11 protein-coding genes are annotated in these 14953 nt (G+C 60.7%); 2 read left to right on the top strand and 9 right to left on the bottom strand.

Annotated elements, in window-relative coordinates; genetic code table 11:
- Nucleotides 1-18: 18 nt before the first annotated feature.
- The 3 genes from RCF49_RS06585 to RCF49_RS06575 all read right to left on the bottom strand — a co-directional run bounded on the left by RCF49_RS06585 (nt 19) and on the right by RCF49_RS06575 (nt 4911).
- On the bottom strand, nt 19-1896 hold the full coding sequence (locus tag RCF49_RS06585) for a potassium transporter Kup (protein WP_342643238.1): 1878 nt from the start codon (nt 1894-1896) through the stop codon (nt 19-21).
- Between the two features lie 130 nt (nt 1897-2026).
- Nucleotides 2027-3916: an adenylate/guanylate cyclase domain-containing protein gene (locus RCF49_RS06580; RefSeq protein ID WP_342643237.1), complete on the bottom strand. Its 1890-nt coding sequence runs from the start codon at nt 3914-3916 to the stop codon at nt 2027-2029.
- 68 nt (nt 3917-3984) lie between these two features.
- A complete protein-coding gene (locus RCF49_RS06575; protein ID WP_342643236.1) occupies nt 3985-4911 on the bottom strand; it encodes a LysR family transcriptional regulator in 927 nt (308 codons plus the stop codon).
- 107 nt (nt 4912-5018) lie between these two features.
- Here RCF49_RS06575 and RCF49_RS06570 point away from each other — a divergent pair, with 107 nt between their 5' ends.
- Nucleotides 5019-5447: a DoxX family protein gene (locus RCF49_RS06570; protein WP_342643235.1), complete on the top strand. Its 429-nt coding sequence runs from the start codon at nt 5019-5021 to the stop codon at nt 5445-5447.
- 28 nt (nt 5448-5475) lie between these two features.
- Nucleotides 5476-5988 carry a VOC family protein gene (locus RCF49_RS06565; protein ID WP_432807371.1) on the top strand — a complete coding sequence of 171 codons (513 nt, stop codon included), beginning with the start codon at nt 5476-5478 and terminating at the stop codon, nt 5986-5988.
- Between the two features lie 4 nt (nt 5989-5992).
- On the opposite strand, the gene RCF49_RS06560 is transcribed toward RCF49_RS06565, so the two are convergent.
- The 6 genes from RCF49_RS06560 to RCF49_RS06535 all read right to left on the bottom strand — a co-directional run bounded on the left by RCF49_RS06560 (nt 5993) and on the right by RCF49_RS06535 (nt 14151).
- Entirely contained in the window at nt 5993-6889 is an 897-nt protein-coding gene (locus tag RCF49_RS06560) for a DMT family transporter (RefSeq protein WP_342643234.1), read from the bottom strand.
- Between the two features lie 168 nt (nt 6890-7057).
- A complete protein-coding gene (locus tag RCF49_RS06555) occupies nt 7058-9217 on the bottom strand; it encodes a lytic transglycosylase domain-containing protein (RefSeq protein ID WP_342643233.1) in 2160 nt (719 codons plus the stop codon).
- A 154-nt stretch (nt 9218-9371) separates the two neighbouring features.
- On the bottom strand, nt 9372-10073 hold the full coding sequence (rlmJ, locus tag RCF49_RS06550; protein ID WP_342644137.1) for a 23S rRNA (adenine(2030)-N(6))-methyltransferase RlmJ: 702 nt from the start codon (nt 10071-10073) through the stop codon (nt 9372-9374).
- 150 nt (nt 10074-10223) lie between these two features.
- The gene (locus tag RCF49_RS06545) at nt 10224-11066 is read right to left on the bottom strand and encodes an SH3 domain-containing protein (RefSeq protein ID WP_342643232.1); all 843 of its coding nucleotides are present in this window, start codon (nt 11064-11066) and stop codon (nt 10224-10226) included.
- A 168-nt stretch (nt 11067-11234) separates the two neighbouring features.
- Nucleotides 11235-12797 (bottom strand): hypothetical protein, encoded by a 1563-nt coding sequence (locus tag RCF49_RS06540; RefSeq protein WP_342643231.1) that lies wholly within the window; start codon nt 12795-12797, stop codon nt 11235-11237.
- Between the two features lie 319 nt (nt 12798-13116).
- Nucleotides 13117-14151, bottom strand: a complete 1035-nt coding sequence (locus tag RCF49_RS06535) for a hypothetical protein (RefSeq protein WP_342643230.1) — start codon at nt 14149-14151, stop codon at nt 13117-13119.
- Nucleotides 14152-14953 lie beyond the last annotated feature (802 nt).

Here is a 14953-nt window from a genome sequence, read left to right as displayed (position 1 = left end):
GGCACGCGCCGGACGGGATCAGAATTCGATCTGGCGTCCCAACTCGACGACGCGGTTGCGGGGCACATGGTAGAACTGTGTGGCGTCACTTGCCACGTTCGAAAGGGCGATGAACAGCTTTTGCCGCCAGCGCGACAGCTCGGGGTGGCTGGAGGGCATGATGTTCTCGCGGGAGACGAAGAAGGACGTGTCCATCATGGACACGGAGGTGCCGAGATTGGTGCAGGAGCCCAGCGCTCTCGGAATGTTGGGCGTCTGCATGAAGCCGTTGTGCAGCACCACCCGATGCATGCCTTGACCAAGCGCCTCGTGCTCGATGAGCTGATGCTCGGGCACGACGGGGACCGCTTCGGTCGCCACAGTGAGCACGATGGCGCGCTCATGCAGGACCTTGTTGTGCTTCATATTGTGCAGGAGTGCCGAGGGCGTGACATCGGAGCGGCGGGAGAGGAAAACCGCCGTGCCGGGAACACGGATGACGCGGCTGGTCTTTAGGCCACGCACGAAATCGGCAAGCGGCAGGCTTTCCCGCGTGATGCGCCGGGTGAGGGCCTGGCGGCCCGCCCGCCAGGTGGTCATCAGAGTGATCGCGAGCAACGCGATGGCGATGGGAAACCAGCCTCCGTCTAGCATCTTGGTGCTGTTGGCGGCGAGGAAGGTCAGATCAATGAGGAATAGAACCGAGAAGAAGCCGACGATCAGCACTGGGTGCCAGTACCAGATATAGTTGGCAACGAGCAGCAGTAGCAGGGCACTCACGGACATGGCGGAGACAACGGCAATGCCATAGGCGGTCGCGAGATTGTCGGAGGATTCAAACCCTACGACCACGGCAATGACGGCCACCATCAAGACCCAGTTCACCGCGGGGAGATAGACCTGGCCTTGCTCATGAGCCGAAGTGTGCCGGATCTCGAGCCGGGGAAAAAGGTCAAGCTGCACCGCCTGCCGGGTGATGGAGAACAGGCCCGAGATCAGGGCTTGCGAGGCGATGATGGTGGCGAGGGTTGCCAGAAGCACGAGGGCGGGCAAGGTCCATTCGGGGACCAGGCTGAAGAAGGGGTGGCTCAGGGCTGACGGGTCACGCAGTACCAGGGCGCCTTGCCCGAGATAATTGAGCAGCAAAGCCGGGCCCACTACGCCATACCAGGCGAGCCTGATCGGCGTGCGGCCGAAATGGCCCATGTCTGCATAGAGCGCCTCGACACCGGTGACGGCAAGCACGATGCCGCCAAGCGCCAAGAATGCCGGCAAGGGATAGTTGAGGAAAAGCTCGATCGCGTAATGGGGGCTGATCGCGCGGATGATCGAGGGAAGCTGGATGATCTGGGCGAGACCGAGAATCGCGAGCGTTGCAAACCACAGGCACATGACCGGGCCGAAGAGCCGGCCGACACGGCCCGTTCCCTTGTGCTGAAAAGCAAAGAGTGCGAGCAGGATCACGATCGCTATGGGCACGACGAAGTGGCTGAGATCGGGTGCGATGATCTCAATGCCCTCGACGGCGCTCAGGACGGAAATGGCGGGCGTGATGATGCCGTCGCCATAGAAGAGACCTGCGCCGACCAGAGCCAAAGGGAGAATGAAACGACTGATCTCTGGGGTGCGGGCGCGGCGCATGAGCAGCGAGCTCAAGGCCAGCACACCGCCTTCGCCATCATTGTCGGCGCGCAACATCAGGGTCACGTAAGTGATGGTCACCAGGATGATGAGCGACCAGATCATGACGGATAGGACGCCGAGCACGGCGTCCTCGGTATAGGGCAGGCCGCTCATTTTGGAGAAGACAATGCGCAGCGCGTAGATCGGGCTCGTGCCGATATCGCCGAAGATGATGCCGATGGCGGCGAGCGTGAGAGCTGGGACGCGGCTCGCGCCGGTCGAGGGGTCACTCATTGAGGATATTTTTCTCTGCTCGGCAGGCATGCGTCTGGCATGCTGCGGTATCCATCGCGGCCAACCCGGGCTGTGACACGAACACGCGGCGCAATATAGGACCGAGCATAGGGCGAGGCCAGCCTCTTCGTTAAGAAGGGATGGGAAGAGATGCCGGCGCCATGGATAGGCCTGAGGCTTCCGCCTTGCCGATCAGTTTATAGACTTCCATAGGGGCAGAGATTCCGCGGATTTCGTGGGCGCCCAGCGGTTCCATGACGAATTCCGGTCCAAGCAGCATGGCGGTTTCACGGGTCATGAGAATGCCGACCGCCTCGTCGGGCGCGCAGAGCTTGCCCAGCTGCTCGAATCGCTGGGCCAGGTTCACCACCTCGCCGACCACGGTGTAATTGACCCGTCCGGGGGCGCCGATATTGCCGACAAGCACTGGTCCTGAGCTGATGCCAATTCTCACCTGCATCGGCTCGGCTTCTCCTCGGGCGTTCTGCTCGGTGATCATTTTCTTGACCAGCAAGGCAGAGCGCGCGGCGCGCCGGGCATGGTCCGGCTGGCGGCCGGGCGCTCCCCAGAAGGCCATCACGCTGTCACCGATATATTTGTCGATCGTGCCTTCAGTGGCATCGATGCAAGCGCCAAGCATCTTGAAATGTTCGTCGAGAAACCGCGTGGTGTCCGCCGCGCCAAGGCGGGCGCAGCGGCTGGTGAAGCCCGCGATGTCCGTGAACATCACAGTCATCTCGCGAGTCTCGGGGGCGGTGACCGCGTCCCCCTCCCGCAGCAGCCGGTGAACGAGGGTTTTCGGGATATAAAGCTCGAACCAGCGCAAGGTGGAGACCATCGCATTGAAGGCGGTGGCGGCGGTATCGAGCTCGCGGAAGCGGCTGCGGGGCAGAGGCGGGACCTGACCCAGGTCAAGGCCGCGAACCTTTTCCGCGGCGCCCGCGAGGGTCATCAATGGCCGGCCCATGCCGCGTCCGATGAAAAAGGCCGTGCAGACCGCAAAGAGGAGCAAGGCGATTGAGATGATCGCGAGATGGATCAGCCGGGCCAGCTCGGTGCCGCCATCGATGCCTGAGATGTGGAGCCCGACGATCCAGGGGGTCGTGCCGTAGCGGTCGATCATGCGGTAGACGAAGACCTGGTCCGTATCATCGACCAGCACGGTATGGCCGGCATCGTCGGCCCCGAGAAGGAAATCCAAAGGACGACGCTCGCGGCTCCAAATCTGCGCGAGCACGGGATCGCCCACCTCGCTGATGGTCGGAAGCGGGCGGCTGGTCGAGCCATTATAATCGCCGCTCTCGAGCGCGGGGTGGGCCAGCACCCGGTCGCGGCCATAGAGGATAAACGGCGTGGTGCCGCGATAGGCGACCTCGGAAATGTCCTTGGAGAGATCGCTGGCGGCAATCACCAGGATCAGCGTGCCTTCGCGCCGGGCGTTCACGGTCACGGGGAGATGATAGACCAGCAGGGTCTTACGGAACTGCTCGGCCCAGATTGGTGGCAGCCAACCGGGAGAGGTCATGTCCTTGAGTGCTTCAATGCTCGCGGCGATCTCGCGCTGGTTCGCCCAGGTCTCGAACTTCACCTGATCGGATTGACGACCGACGCGAACCACACTGAGATCATTGTACAGCATCACGATGCCGTAGATCTGCGGTGCCCCGGCCATGCCGGCGCGCAGCATCGTTGCGAGGCGGCGCCGGTCATTGAGCGGGAGGCTGCCCGATTCCATCATCCCCTGCAGAAACCTGCCGGTATCCTCCACCGGGTCGAGATAGCTGCGAACCCGCTCCTCGCCGGCCTGAATGACGAGGTCCACCTTATCGCGCATGAGCTGGGTGGTGTTTTCGACCGCGGCCTGGAAGCTCAAGGCAAGCACGGAGCCCACGGAGATGAGCATCAGTAGCCCGAGGCCAAGCCCGAATACGGCGCCCAGCGACAGGCGCCCTGCCAGCCAGCCCTTGCCTCGGCCAGTCGAGGATGGCGGGTGAGCCGTGGCGGGCGGATCAGCGGTCAATGCGGCAACCGAACCTGACAGTCGCGATCATAGGGGGAACCTAGATTTGCGGGGAGCGCCTGTCAAAACTATGATGGTGGGTGCGGCTCGTCCCAATGGGGAACGGGCAGAAAACGGCGGCTGAGAAAGTCCACAAAGGCACGCACCTTGGGCGGTACCCAGGCATTGGGTGCATAAAGGGCGTAGATGCCGTCAATTTCGAGCGGTGCAACATCGAGGGTGAGCTGCTGTAAGGCACCGGACCGCAAGGCATCACCCACGAGGAAGGTGGGCTGATAGATGATGCCCATTCCGGCAATCGCCGCCTGAACAAGAGCATCGCCATTGTTCGCCTGGAGATTGCCATCCACGGCGATGGCGACGCTGCGATCTGGGCCGAATGTCCACCGCCGAACACCGATCAGCTCGGAGAGGGTATAGTTGAGGCAGTTATGCGCCTTCAGTTCGGCGACCCTGCGGGGTGTGCCGTGACGTTCGAGATAGGAGGGACTTGCGCAAACAGCCATCCGGCAGGGCGCGATACGGCGCGCGATCAGGTTCGATGACCGCAGGGAGCCGATGCGGATCGCGACATCCCAGCCTTCTTCGACAAGATCCACGATGCGGTCATTGAGCCCGAGATCTACCTTCACCTCGGGCACCCGTTCGGCAAAATGCGGGAGCAGGGGCGCGATTTCGCGGAGACCGAAAGAGAGCGGCGCGTTGACCTTTAGAACGCCGCGTGGGCGGAGGCGATCCTCCGCGACGCTCGCCTCCGCCTCCTCGATCTCGGCGAGCAAACGGATCGAGGCCTCGAGAAAGCGTTGACCGCGCTCGGTCAAGACCAGCTTGCGGGTGGACCTGTGCAGCAGCTTCGTGCCGAGCCGATGTTCCAACTGATCGACATGTTTCGTGACCATTGTGGCCGAAATGCCGAGTGCCCGTGCTGCCGCCGAAAAGCTGCCGAGGGTCGCGGTTTTCACAAAGACGGACATGCTGGTGAGGCGGTCTAGCATGAGCTCATTTCAAACCATTGGTGTGAGCAGATCGTGCAAGCGAGCCGGTTATGTCGCTCAGCTTAAACCTCTAATTAGAGGAAACGTGTTCGAAAAGGACAAGATCCATGCTCGATATTCGCACCGCGCCGTTAGGAGCCCTCGTCTTGCGCCTCAGCCTCGGCATTCTCTTCCTGGCCCATGCCGGGCTTAAAATATTGGTGTTCACGCCGGCGGGAACTTCGCAGTTCTTCCAGAGCCTCGGCCTTCCTGGACCGCTTGCCTATGTGGTGATCGCAGCGGAGGTGATCGGCGGGCTCGCGCTCATTCTGGGGATCCTGACCCGTTTCGTTGCGCTCGCACTGGTTCCGATCTTGATCGGCGCGATCATCACCGTGCATGCAGCGCCGGGCTGGCAGTTCTCGGCGCCTGGCGGCGGCTGGGAATTTCCGGCATTCTGGATTGCAGCGCTGATCGTGCAGGCACTGATCGGCGATGGCGCGCTGGCGCTCTATCCAAAGCTTGGCGCAGAGAGCAGGCAAGCCGTGGCGCGCTGATTGGGCGGCGGAAGGAACGGGCATTCCGATGATGAAACCTGGAGACGAAGCACTGATGCGGCCCGCCAATCCGATCGATGGCGGCGTACGCATCGGGCATGTGCATCTCAAGGTCGCCAATCTCGACCGCGCCCTTGGGTTCTATTGCGGGGTGCTCGGCTTTGCCCTGACCCAGCGCTATGGCGACAGGGCGGCGTTTGTTGCGGCTGGCGGATATCACCATCATATCGGCCTCAATACGTGGGAGAGCCTGAATGGGGCGCCGCCCGCACGGGGCAGCACGGGACTATTCCATTTGGCTGTTCTCTATCCGACACGCGCGGCGCTGGCGGATGCGCTGCGGCGGCTGATCTCGGCGGGGATCCCGCTGGATGGGGCCAGCAATCACGGGGTCAGCGAAGCGCTTTACCTGCGTGATCCCGACCAGAATGGTGTCGAGCTCTATTGGGACAGGCCCGAGGCGGCTTGGCCACGCACCGCGGATGGCCACCTGAACATGGTGACCGAGCCTCTCGATCTGCGTGACCTGCTGCAGGCCTGAATGCTCAGGTGGTCACGCGACTGGCGAGCTGACGCTCGCGCAGGATGATCATCAGGCCTGCCCCGATCACGATGGCGGCGCCAATCAGCACATGAGAGGTCGGCTTATCGCCGAAGAGCACATAGCCGAAGAGCAGGCCCCAGAGCATGGACAGATAATCGAAAGGCGCGATGGTCGAGGTATCGGCGTGCCGATAACATTCGGTCAGGAGGATCTGACCCACTCCGCCCAGGAGCCCCGACAGGATCAGGAGAGCGGCCTCATAAGGGTTCGGCCAAACCCAGCCCAAGGGGAGCGTGAGCAAAGCCAGAATGGCCGAGTTCACGGAAAAATGGAGGACAATGGCCGGGGTCGGCTCGATCGCGATGAGCTTGCGGACGAGGATCATGGCCAAGGCCGCGAAGAAGGATGACCCCAAGGCGCAGATCGCACCCATCAACGCGGGTGTTTCGAGCGCCCCTTGCCGTAGCAGGCTCAGGCTCGGCCAGACGATGAAGAGGATCCCTCCGAAACCGACGAGCACGGCGCCCCATCTGAAAAAGCGCACCTGCTCGCCGAGCATCAACACCGCCAGGACGACCGCAATCAGGGGGGATGCATAGCCCAGCGCGAAGGCTTCCGGCATGGGCAGGAGCCCAATCGCCATGAACCACGTGCCCATGGAGGCAACGCCGACCAGTCCGCGCGTCCAATGGCTGATATAATGGCGGGTGGTGATCGCGGTCATGAGCTGGCCGCGGTAGATGAGCAGGGGCAGCAGGGGCACGAGTGCAAAGAAGGAGCGGAAAAAAACCGCTTCCCCGGCGGGGATCGTCTCGGAGACGGCCTTGATGCAGGCGATCATCGCCGTGAACATCACGGTGGATGCGATCTTGAGCAGAATGCCTTTTAGGGGCGACATCGACAGGCGTCTGAGACGAGGAAGGGGGCGCCGGATCTCTCCAACGCCCCCGACAGAATCACGATCGACATTTCCTGTCGACCTTCATAATTGCATGTCAGACCCGTGTTTCATGCCGAGTTGCCCGGCCCAAGCGAGAGCCTCTCGGCGCGAGGCTCCTCTATCGTGTCAGCGACAGAGGCTCGCGTCGGAAACGGGGTCGTTCACGAATCCGCAGGAGGCCTGCCGCTGCAGATCGCCCTTGGTGTCGCGCTGCGTTGCGGCCACTAGAGCATCGGCATCGGGCTCCCGGTGCTGCTGCTCCTGTTCCTTGAAGCGGGCGCGGTAGACATTCACATTCTCCATCACGCGCTTCACATAGGCGCGCGTCTCGCTATAGGGGATCATCTCGATCCAATCGAGCATGTCGATCTCGCCCTTACGGGGGTCGCCGAACTGCTTGATCCAGCGATAGACGGGGGCTGGGCCTGCATTATAGGCGGCAATCACCATGGCATAGGAGCCATCGAAGGTGGTCAGCAGCTCGTGCAGCAGGGCCGAGCCCAATTGCACGTTGTAGGCAGGATCCTTGACCAGCCGTACCAAGTCATAATCGGCCTGATAGTTGCGGCTCAGGCCACGGGCGGTCTTCGGCATGATCTGCATGAGACCACGGGCACCGACATGGCTTTGCGCCTTCGGATTGAACTCGCTCTCCTGGCGAATAATCCCATAGATCAATGCAAGCTCAGGCTGCTCCGTGAGCGGCACGTGATCGAGATTTGGCGCGGGGAAGCTCTGCTGCCCGAGTTCGATGCCCTCCAGGCTCGTTGCCTTGGCCAGCCGCAGCGCGTAATGGGGCAAGCCGGAACTCGATACCCATTGCACCAGGGCGACCTTCTCATCGTAGGTTTTGGCCTGGCGCATGGTGGCCTGCAGGAACATCGGCAGGAATTGCGTGCGTTTGGTTGCGGCGATCAGGCGGGTGGCCCGGAACAGCTCACTACGCTCCAGCGAGGCGAGCGCATCGACCCGCGCTTCGCCTGAAAGCGCGACACTGTCGGGAACGCGAACCCAGCCCAGGCGGTCGCGGGCGAGCTGACCGTAAAAGGTAGCGGGATGCGCCCCGGCGCGCTGGTAATGTTTGGCTGCGTCTTCCCGCTTGCCCATGGCATCATAGGCGCGCCCGGCCCAATATTCGCCTTGTGAGATATTCACCGGACGGTCATTGCCCTCAGCCAGGGCGATGAAATGGGGCAGGGCGGTCGACGGGTCCTTCAGGAACTGCAAGGCGATCCAGCCCGAAAGAAACTCGCCTTCCACCAAAGCAAGGCCGCCGTCATTGCCATGGCTGCGCGCGATCTCATAGGCCTCACGGTAGAGGGATGGATCCTTCTTGGCGATGGTGTCGCGCACGAGCACGCGCTTTTCTTCCCACCAGACGCTGGCATTATAGCCGCGCCCGGTCACCGATACGGCGGACAGAGCCGTCTTGCGCGCGAGATCTTCCTTATCCGCGAGCCGATAATAGCGGGTGAGCCCGTAGAGAACGGGAAGCTGCGACTTCATGGTCTCGGGCAATTTCTCATACAGCTTGAGGCCATCGCGTTGACCCTTGGCCAAGCTGATCGCGGCCTTTGCCATTTTCTCCTCACCGGGGCCGATCCGCTTGGCTGCACGCAATGCTCCGGAGAGATCTTGCGCATAGATGCGCTGCGCCAGACGCTCTTCTTCGTCGCTGGCGCTCAGATCCGAACCCCATTTCTTGAGAATACGAGTCTCGAGAGCGGCGGAAAGCTCTTCATCATGGTAGAGCTTGCGGATGATGTCGGTGGCTTCCGCCACCCGGCCGACGGATTTCAGGGCATCAGCAAAGACCAGCTTTCCGGTCACAGTGAGAGGCGGCTTGTTCTCGAAGAAGGCAAGCACCGTCTCGGCTGGGCGCGGCCAATCATCGAGAGAGCGCTCGGCGCGGGCACGCATGGTATCGGTCGCGGGCCAGTCAGGATGCTGCTCGATGAAGGCCTTGATTCTTTCGAATGCACCGTCGTGATCGACGAAAAGCGTCTCGCGCCAGTCCAAAAGGCCAGTGATCGCGCTGTCTTGAGCGATCTCGGCATAGATACGCGCCTTGGCATAATTGTCGTTCAGGATCTCGCCGACTGCCTTAACCTTGGCAACTTCGGGCGTAAGTTCCCGCGGGCGATATGTTTCGGGCTGACGCGCCACTGGGCTCGGGGGCGATACGGCGCCGGCTGAATCCATGCCGGCAAAGAGAGCAAATACCGACACCAGGCCAGCAATAACGCCACCAGTACAGGCGCGAGATAGATACGCGCGCAATATCATGATTACGAAACCCCTACCTTACGGTCGGTATCTTGGCAGTTGGCAGCATGCAAGCCCCGGCCGTCCCGCTGCTACGCTGCTGCACCAAGTCAACCGCGAGATTACTCTAACATAAAACGACCGGATTGATAGGCGCGAAGCTCTATAGACGTAATTAGTCTGGAATAAGGCAGGACTGTTGATGCGACAGCTTGAGCTGGTCAGGCAAGTTAATGCCGATCAATCCACTGCCTCTGAGGCGTGGAGATGTTTCAACTTTAAAATAAAATTGATCACAGTCATAGCCAGGCAGGCCCGCATTCATGAGCCTGGTGACCAGTAATTCGTGGTAGCCCGCGTCCAGGATTGGATACCATAAAAGCAGGCGTAAATCCTGCCATTTCCTGTAAATCTCGAGGACGAAGGCGGCCGCCGCAGCATAGTCCGTCTTCACTTCATAGCTGGGATCGACAAAGAGGAAGCCGTCGCCCTTCCGCGGCGGGAGGAGACGCATCGCTCCGACAAGGCCATCTTGTCGCGCGACATGAATTCCCGGCCCGTGCACGTTCTTCTTGAGCGCTGCATGTTCCTGAGGATGCAGCTCCATCAGATGCAGTGGGTCAGATGGCCGCAGCAGAAGCTGGGCGATGAGGGGGGAGCCTGGATAAGCATCCGGGCCGTGCACGGCCCGCGTCAGGCGAAGGGCCCGCAAGTATGGCTCGGGCAGATCAGCAGGGTTCTTCAACGCGGGGATGATTCCCCGCGCGGCCTCGCCCGTCTTGCGGGCTTCGGGACTGGCGAGATCATAAAGGCCGCGCCCTGCGTGGGTCTCCACATATGTGCAGGACCGCCGGGCGCGCGCCATATGGTCGAGCATGCGGGCCAAAGCAGCATGCTTGTGGATGTCCGCCGGTCCGCCCGCGTGATAGCCGTGCTGATAGGAGAGCATGGATCCATATGCAAAGGAGGCCCGAAGAGGGCCTCCTGATTAGCGTTGTCGTTTGGTATCGACGAGAAAGGGATCCCGTCAAGGGGCGCGGCGCCAATCGCCACCGCCGCCGCCACCACCGCCGCCGCGCATTGCGGGCGGAGCCGACATTCTCGGGCTCGAGACCTGTGGGCGCGGCGAGTCTATCCGCGGACGAGGCGCATCAATCCGGGGGCGAGGCGAGTCTATGCGCGGACGGGGCGCGTCAATCTGCGGGCGTGGTGCCCGAGGAACAACGCGTGTCTCGCCACCTCGCGGAATATTCACACCCGGCCGGCTCGGACGATCGGGCCTGTCTGGACGCCAATCGGGCCGTCCCGGCCTATCCGGGCGGTCGGGGCGATCTGGCCTGCCTGGCCTGTCCGGCCAGTCTGGGCGTCCTGGCCTGTCGGGACGATCCGGCCGATCGGGTCTGCCGGGCCTGTCAGGACGATCCGGGCGTCCTGGTCTGCCAGGGCGTCCGTGATGGGGCGGACGATGGTGATGCCAGCGCCAGCGGTCGCGGTACCAAGGCCTGAAGCGATAGTAATCGTACCAGTAATCGTCGAAATAGAAGTCGACAATGGGTACGTCGATTTCATCTGCATAGTCCGGCAGATAAACAACGCGTCCGCCATAATCGGCCCAATTCAGATAGCGCGCTGAAATCCAGCCGCGCTGCCGGGACCAAGACGTGTCGCACCAGGTGTATCCCTCCGTGCAGCCGTGAATGGTGACGGCACTGCCGCGCGGCACGGTGGAGACGACAGGGTAGTTTCCACCGGGACCGGCGCGCATGTTGACCGACGCGGTCGTATAGGCATTCGCGGCATGCGCGCTGCCACCGCCGACGAGCGCCATTAATGCCGTTGCGGCGGCAATGAGCAGAACTTTGGGGTTCATTCGACCTCCAGACGGTCCTCCAGCAGCTTTCAGCACGATAGATGCGCATCATCGATCTGCTGATGTCGACGACGAGCATTCCTATACAAACGAGTATTGATGACTGGAAGTTGCCGTAGGGTTTCTGCGTGACATTACGCCAGCAGCTCAGGTGCCGGAGCAAGACAATCAGGCGATGTTCAAAAAATCGCTCGGCCCGAACTCCTCAACGCTCCGCACGGTGAATTCGGCATCAGGTATGGGGTCATTGTTTTCGTAGAATTTTACCACCCAGTCCTTTTTGCTTGAGTGGCCAGCCAAGGCGCGGGGCTTGCTCTCTTCATAGACCCATTCGTTCGGCCTTTCGAATCCCGTTCCGCGGCGCACGGTCTGAGGCGCTTCAAGACCGAGGGCAGTGAATTTGTCGGAGCCATGCTGGAAATCAATGACCGCGGTATTGACACCGCGGAAGCCGCTGATGTGCGCTATGACGCTCCAGTTGTCGCTGGTGATGATGCGTTCGGTCGAGGGGGTCGGAATGAACAGTGTCGGTTTGGTGTCGGTGTCCAAGGCCGGGGGCAGCTCACTGACCCCTTCTACGTCATTGCCGAAGATCAGGACCACGTGCCCAAGCTCCACGGGCTTGGCGCTGCCTGCCTCAACCTGCTCAATCACAGATTGGGCGATCTCCGCTTCATCACGATTGATACGCTCGAGGAGGGAGAGAGGCGAGTAGCTTGAGGCAACCGGCTCGCTCGCATCGTCGTCGAGCAGGAAATCCTTCCGGCTCGGCCTGCCGTAGGCGGGCCTTATCGTAACATAGTGGTCAGGCTCGCCGTCACCATCCTCATCATATTCCGCCCGCCAATCGCCGCCTCGCTCGGAGCGATAAAGCAGCCACTGGCCGGGCACTCCTGTATGGTGGTGCCCTTCCACAAAGGACTGGGCGGATGTCCGGCCGTCCAAGTCAAGGGCGGTGATCCAATTCTTGCCCGGGTGGAAATTCTCGATGGTGAGATCGTTATGTTCCGAGGTCTCGCCGGTGGCTATGGCGTAGACTTCCCGCGCATTGGATGCCGTGACCGTCATCATCGTGCCCAGGGGTACGAACAGGCGCAACTGATCGGGGTCGATCCGGGAGAGGTCGGGGACGAGGGCGTCTTCCCGGTAGTCCTCATCCCGCCAGCCGAACACGGCAATGCCCGCGGAAAGCTCAACACCGCGCACCGGCTGTCCGTTCTCGTCAAAGAGCTGACCATCGTTGTAACGGGCTATCTCCGTCCGCAGCTCTTGCCTTAGGCTTTCGAGCTGCAGATAGCTCGGGGCAGGGGGACGCGTATGTGTGTTCTTTGCCAAAATGAAGTTGTTTTCGGTGAGCTCGCCAGATGACGTGGTGACCAAAATGTCGGCATCGGGAACGCGATCACCGTCGCGGTCATATTGTACGTTCCACCTATCGAACAGCCTAGAGTAGTTGAACCGCCATTCGCCAGCATGACCCGTGAACTCACCTCGCACAGCACGCTGCGCCTGAGCCAAGCCATCCTGGTCAAGGAAGGCAATTTTGTCGCCTTGGGATCGGGATGATCCAGGATCAAAATTCCGGATGCGTAGAAAGGGCCCTCTCCCGTTCTGGCCTGAGGCAATGACGAAGGCGTCGGGGCGGTCGGTGGCCTCGACTGTTTGCCAGGACTCCTGCAAAAGGTGAAGGACCGGCTTTGCTGCGCTAACGGGCCGAGCCGTGTCTGCCAAGGGGTTAGCTGGATCTCCCCATTTTGGGTCGAGGGCGAGGATGTAGAATCGCCCTTCGGTAACTCTTGACAACTCGCCCTTTGTATACCGGTCAAGAAGGCCGAACATCTTATGCCTGACCTTGTAAATGTCCTGGTAGGTGAGATCTGGCGGGGGTGATGCGGCAGCTCGAGGCGGTGGCGCAGAGTGGCCAGGCGAGGCATTGAGCAGCTTCGATGAATGATTCGATGGCGGCGTCATGAAAACCGAAACTAGAAAAGAGGTAAAGTATCGGCGTGCCTCCAAGCGGGAGGCTTGAAGACACGCTACCCAGCGGGATCTAGGCCGCCATGAAGAGGTCGTCGATCAGATTGTTCATGGGTAAATTGTCTGATGTCTCGGTGTCAGAGGAAACGCAGCGAACATACCGAGGTCCATGGGGACGATCTCCCTCAGATTGGAGCAGATTGAAAAATGTTATCTCGGGACTGGGCTTTTCGGAGTTCATCAGAGCGCTGAAGAAGTCGGCTTCCGGGTTGGGCTTTTCTTGTATTTCGCGGTCATCGTCCTCGATGCTAACGTTCTTTTCCCTATCGTTGATCTCGGCCTGCCTCTGCAAGAAATCGATCTTCTCTCGGGCCTTCTGCTCCTGACCACGACCGTAGAAGTAAGCTTCGAAATCGTGGAGGCCATCGCCATCCAAGTCGATCATGACCCCGGTCTCGCCGTTCTGATTAGCGCGATTTATGCTGACTGGCCTGTGCCCCTCGCCGGACGTGGCCGGCGTGATCAGCATGTCTTCATCTGCTTTGTGATCGACGATTACAACCTTGCCTCCCTTGGTCGGCAAAATCTTCTCTTTGATGCCGTCTGTCATGGTGAGCAGGTCTATGCCGCCCTTCCCGTCATAGTAGATCTCCCTGCCGGGATCTCTGCCGGCCGCATCCAAGGTGTCATTCTTGTTCGTCCCCTCGATCACCTCGACTTCGCGCGCGCTCCGTAGCTTCGCCATCTGCCCGTCGGTCAGTGGCAGCGGGGCCTCGGATGGGGCAATGCCAATCTTGGCTCTCGGCGCCAGCTCAGCCGCGACATCTTCGGGAAAGGCTTCGTGGTTGACGATATCCACTCCGGCCGGGATATCTGCCACGGGCGCATCTGTCTCCGTATTTACACCGTGCTGCTTAAAGAAGACGTTGTATTCCTTAACGGCAGTCTTGAAACCGGAGATGGCCGCTTTGAGCTTTTCCGTAGCTTGCATTGCTCCGTGGAAGAAATTGTAGTCCGCGTCCAATTTGTCTTCAGTGTTTCCTTGAATAACAGACTTTATTGTTGAGCTAATGCCGGAAAATTTAAAATTGTATCTGGGAATGGCCATATTCGACTCTCAATCTGGTTTTTGTATGCGCTTCATAATTCCGAATGATGTCGCGCGTGCACGCCTCATTCGAAAAGCCAAGCGCAGCGCGAAGATCCTTGTCCAGGGCGGCAAAGGCGGTGCGGCGGGGCGGCAGAATGGAGGCAAAGATACAACCGGATTGGAGTGGCAGGCGCGCCTGGCCCGCAAATGCAAAAAGCCCGGCGGACAGCTGGGGGTCGCGCCGGGCTTCTATGGGACCTCGCGCAGGCGGCTGCCGCGCGAGGTGATCAGAACGTCAGGACTTCGTCGAGGCCGGCTTGCCGGCACCGCGTGTCACTGAACCGTTCCGCTGTTCGATTGATCTCAGCATGTGAAGGACTTCCCGCACCTCAGGACTTATGGCGGGGGCGCCTTGAGGGTCCTTTTGTGAATCTTCATCAGAAGCATCGACGTCAATCATTATGGACCGCTCCAACAGGAACCGCTGGTTTAATCGGGACAAGTTAAAGACGTTCTAAACCAGCCATGCTGTATGGCAGCTGAACGCAGGATCGCCTCATCCGGATCGCTTCGCTACCGGGGCGTGAGGACATAGATCCGAGTCGTGGCAAAATTGGGATCACGGACATCTGCTCACAGTCATCTGCTGCATGCTGCCAGTCCACAGGAAAATTTCACCCCATGGCCTCACGCAGTCGTGTATGGCAAGCGGGCAAGTCCGGCTCTCCAATATGCGGAATGCCATACCATTTCGGGGAGCACCGGTTTGACAATGTCCCTTCGATTGAGCGCGCTGGCGATAGGTCTTGCTGCTTTAGCA

The organism is Rhodoligotrophos sp. CJ14 (assembly GCF_038811545.1).
GTDB lineage: Bacteria > Pseudomonadota > Alphaproteobacteria > Rhizobiales > Im1 > Rhodoligotrophos > Rhodoligotrophos ferricapiens.
Note: the sequence above shows the minus strand (reverse complement) of the source record. Positions and strands in the feature narration are given on the sequence as shown.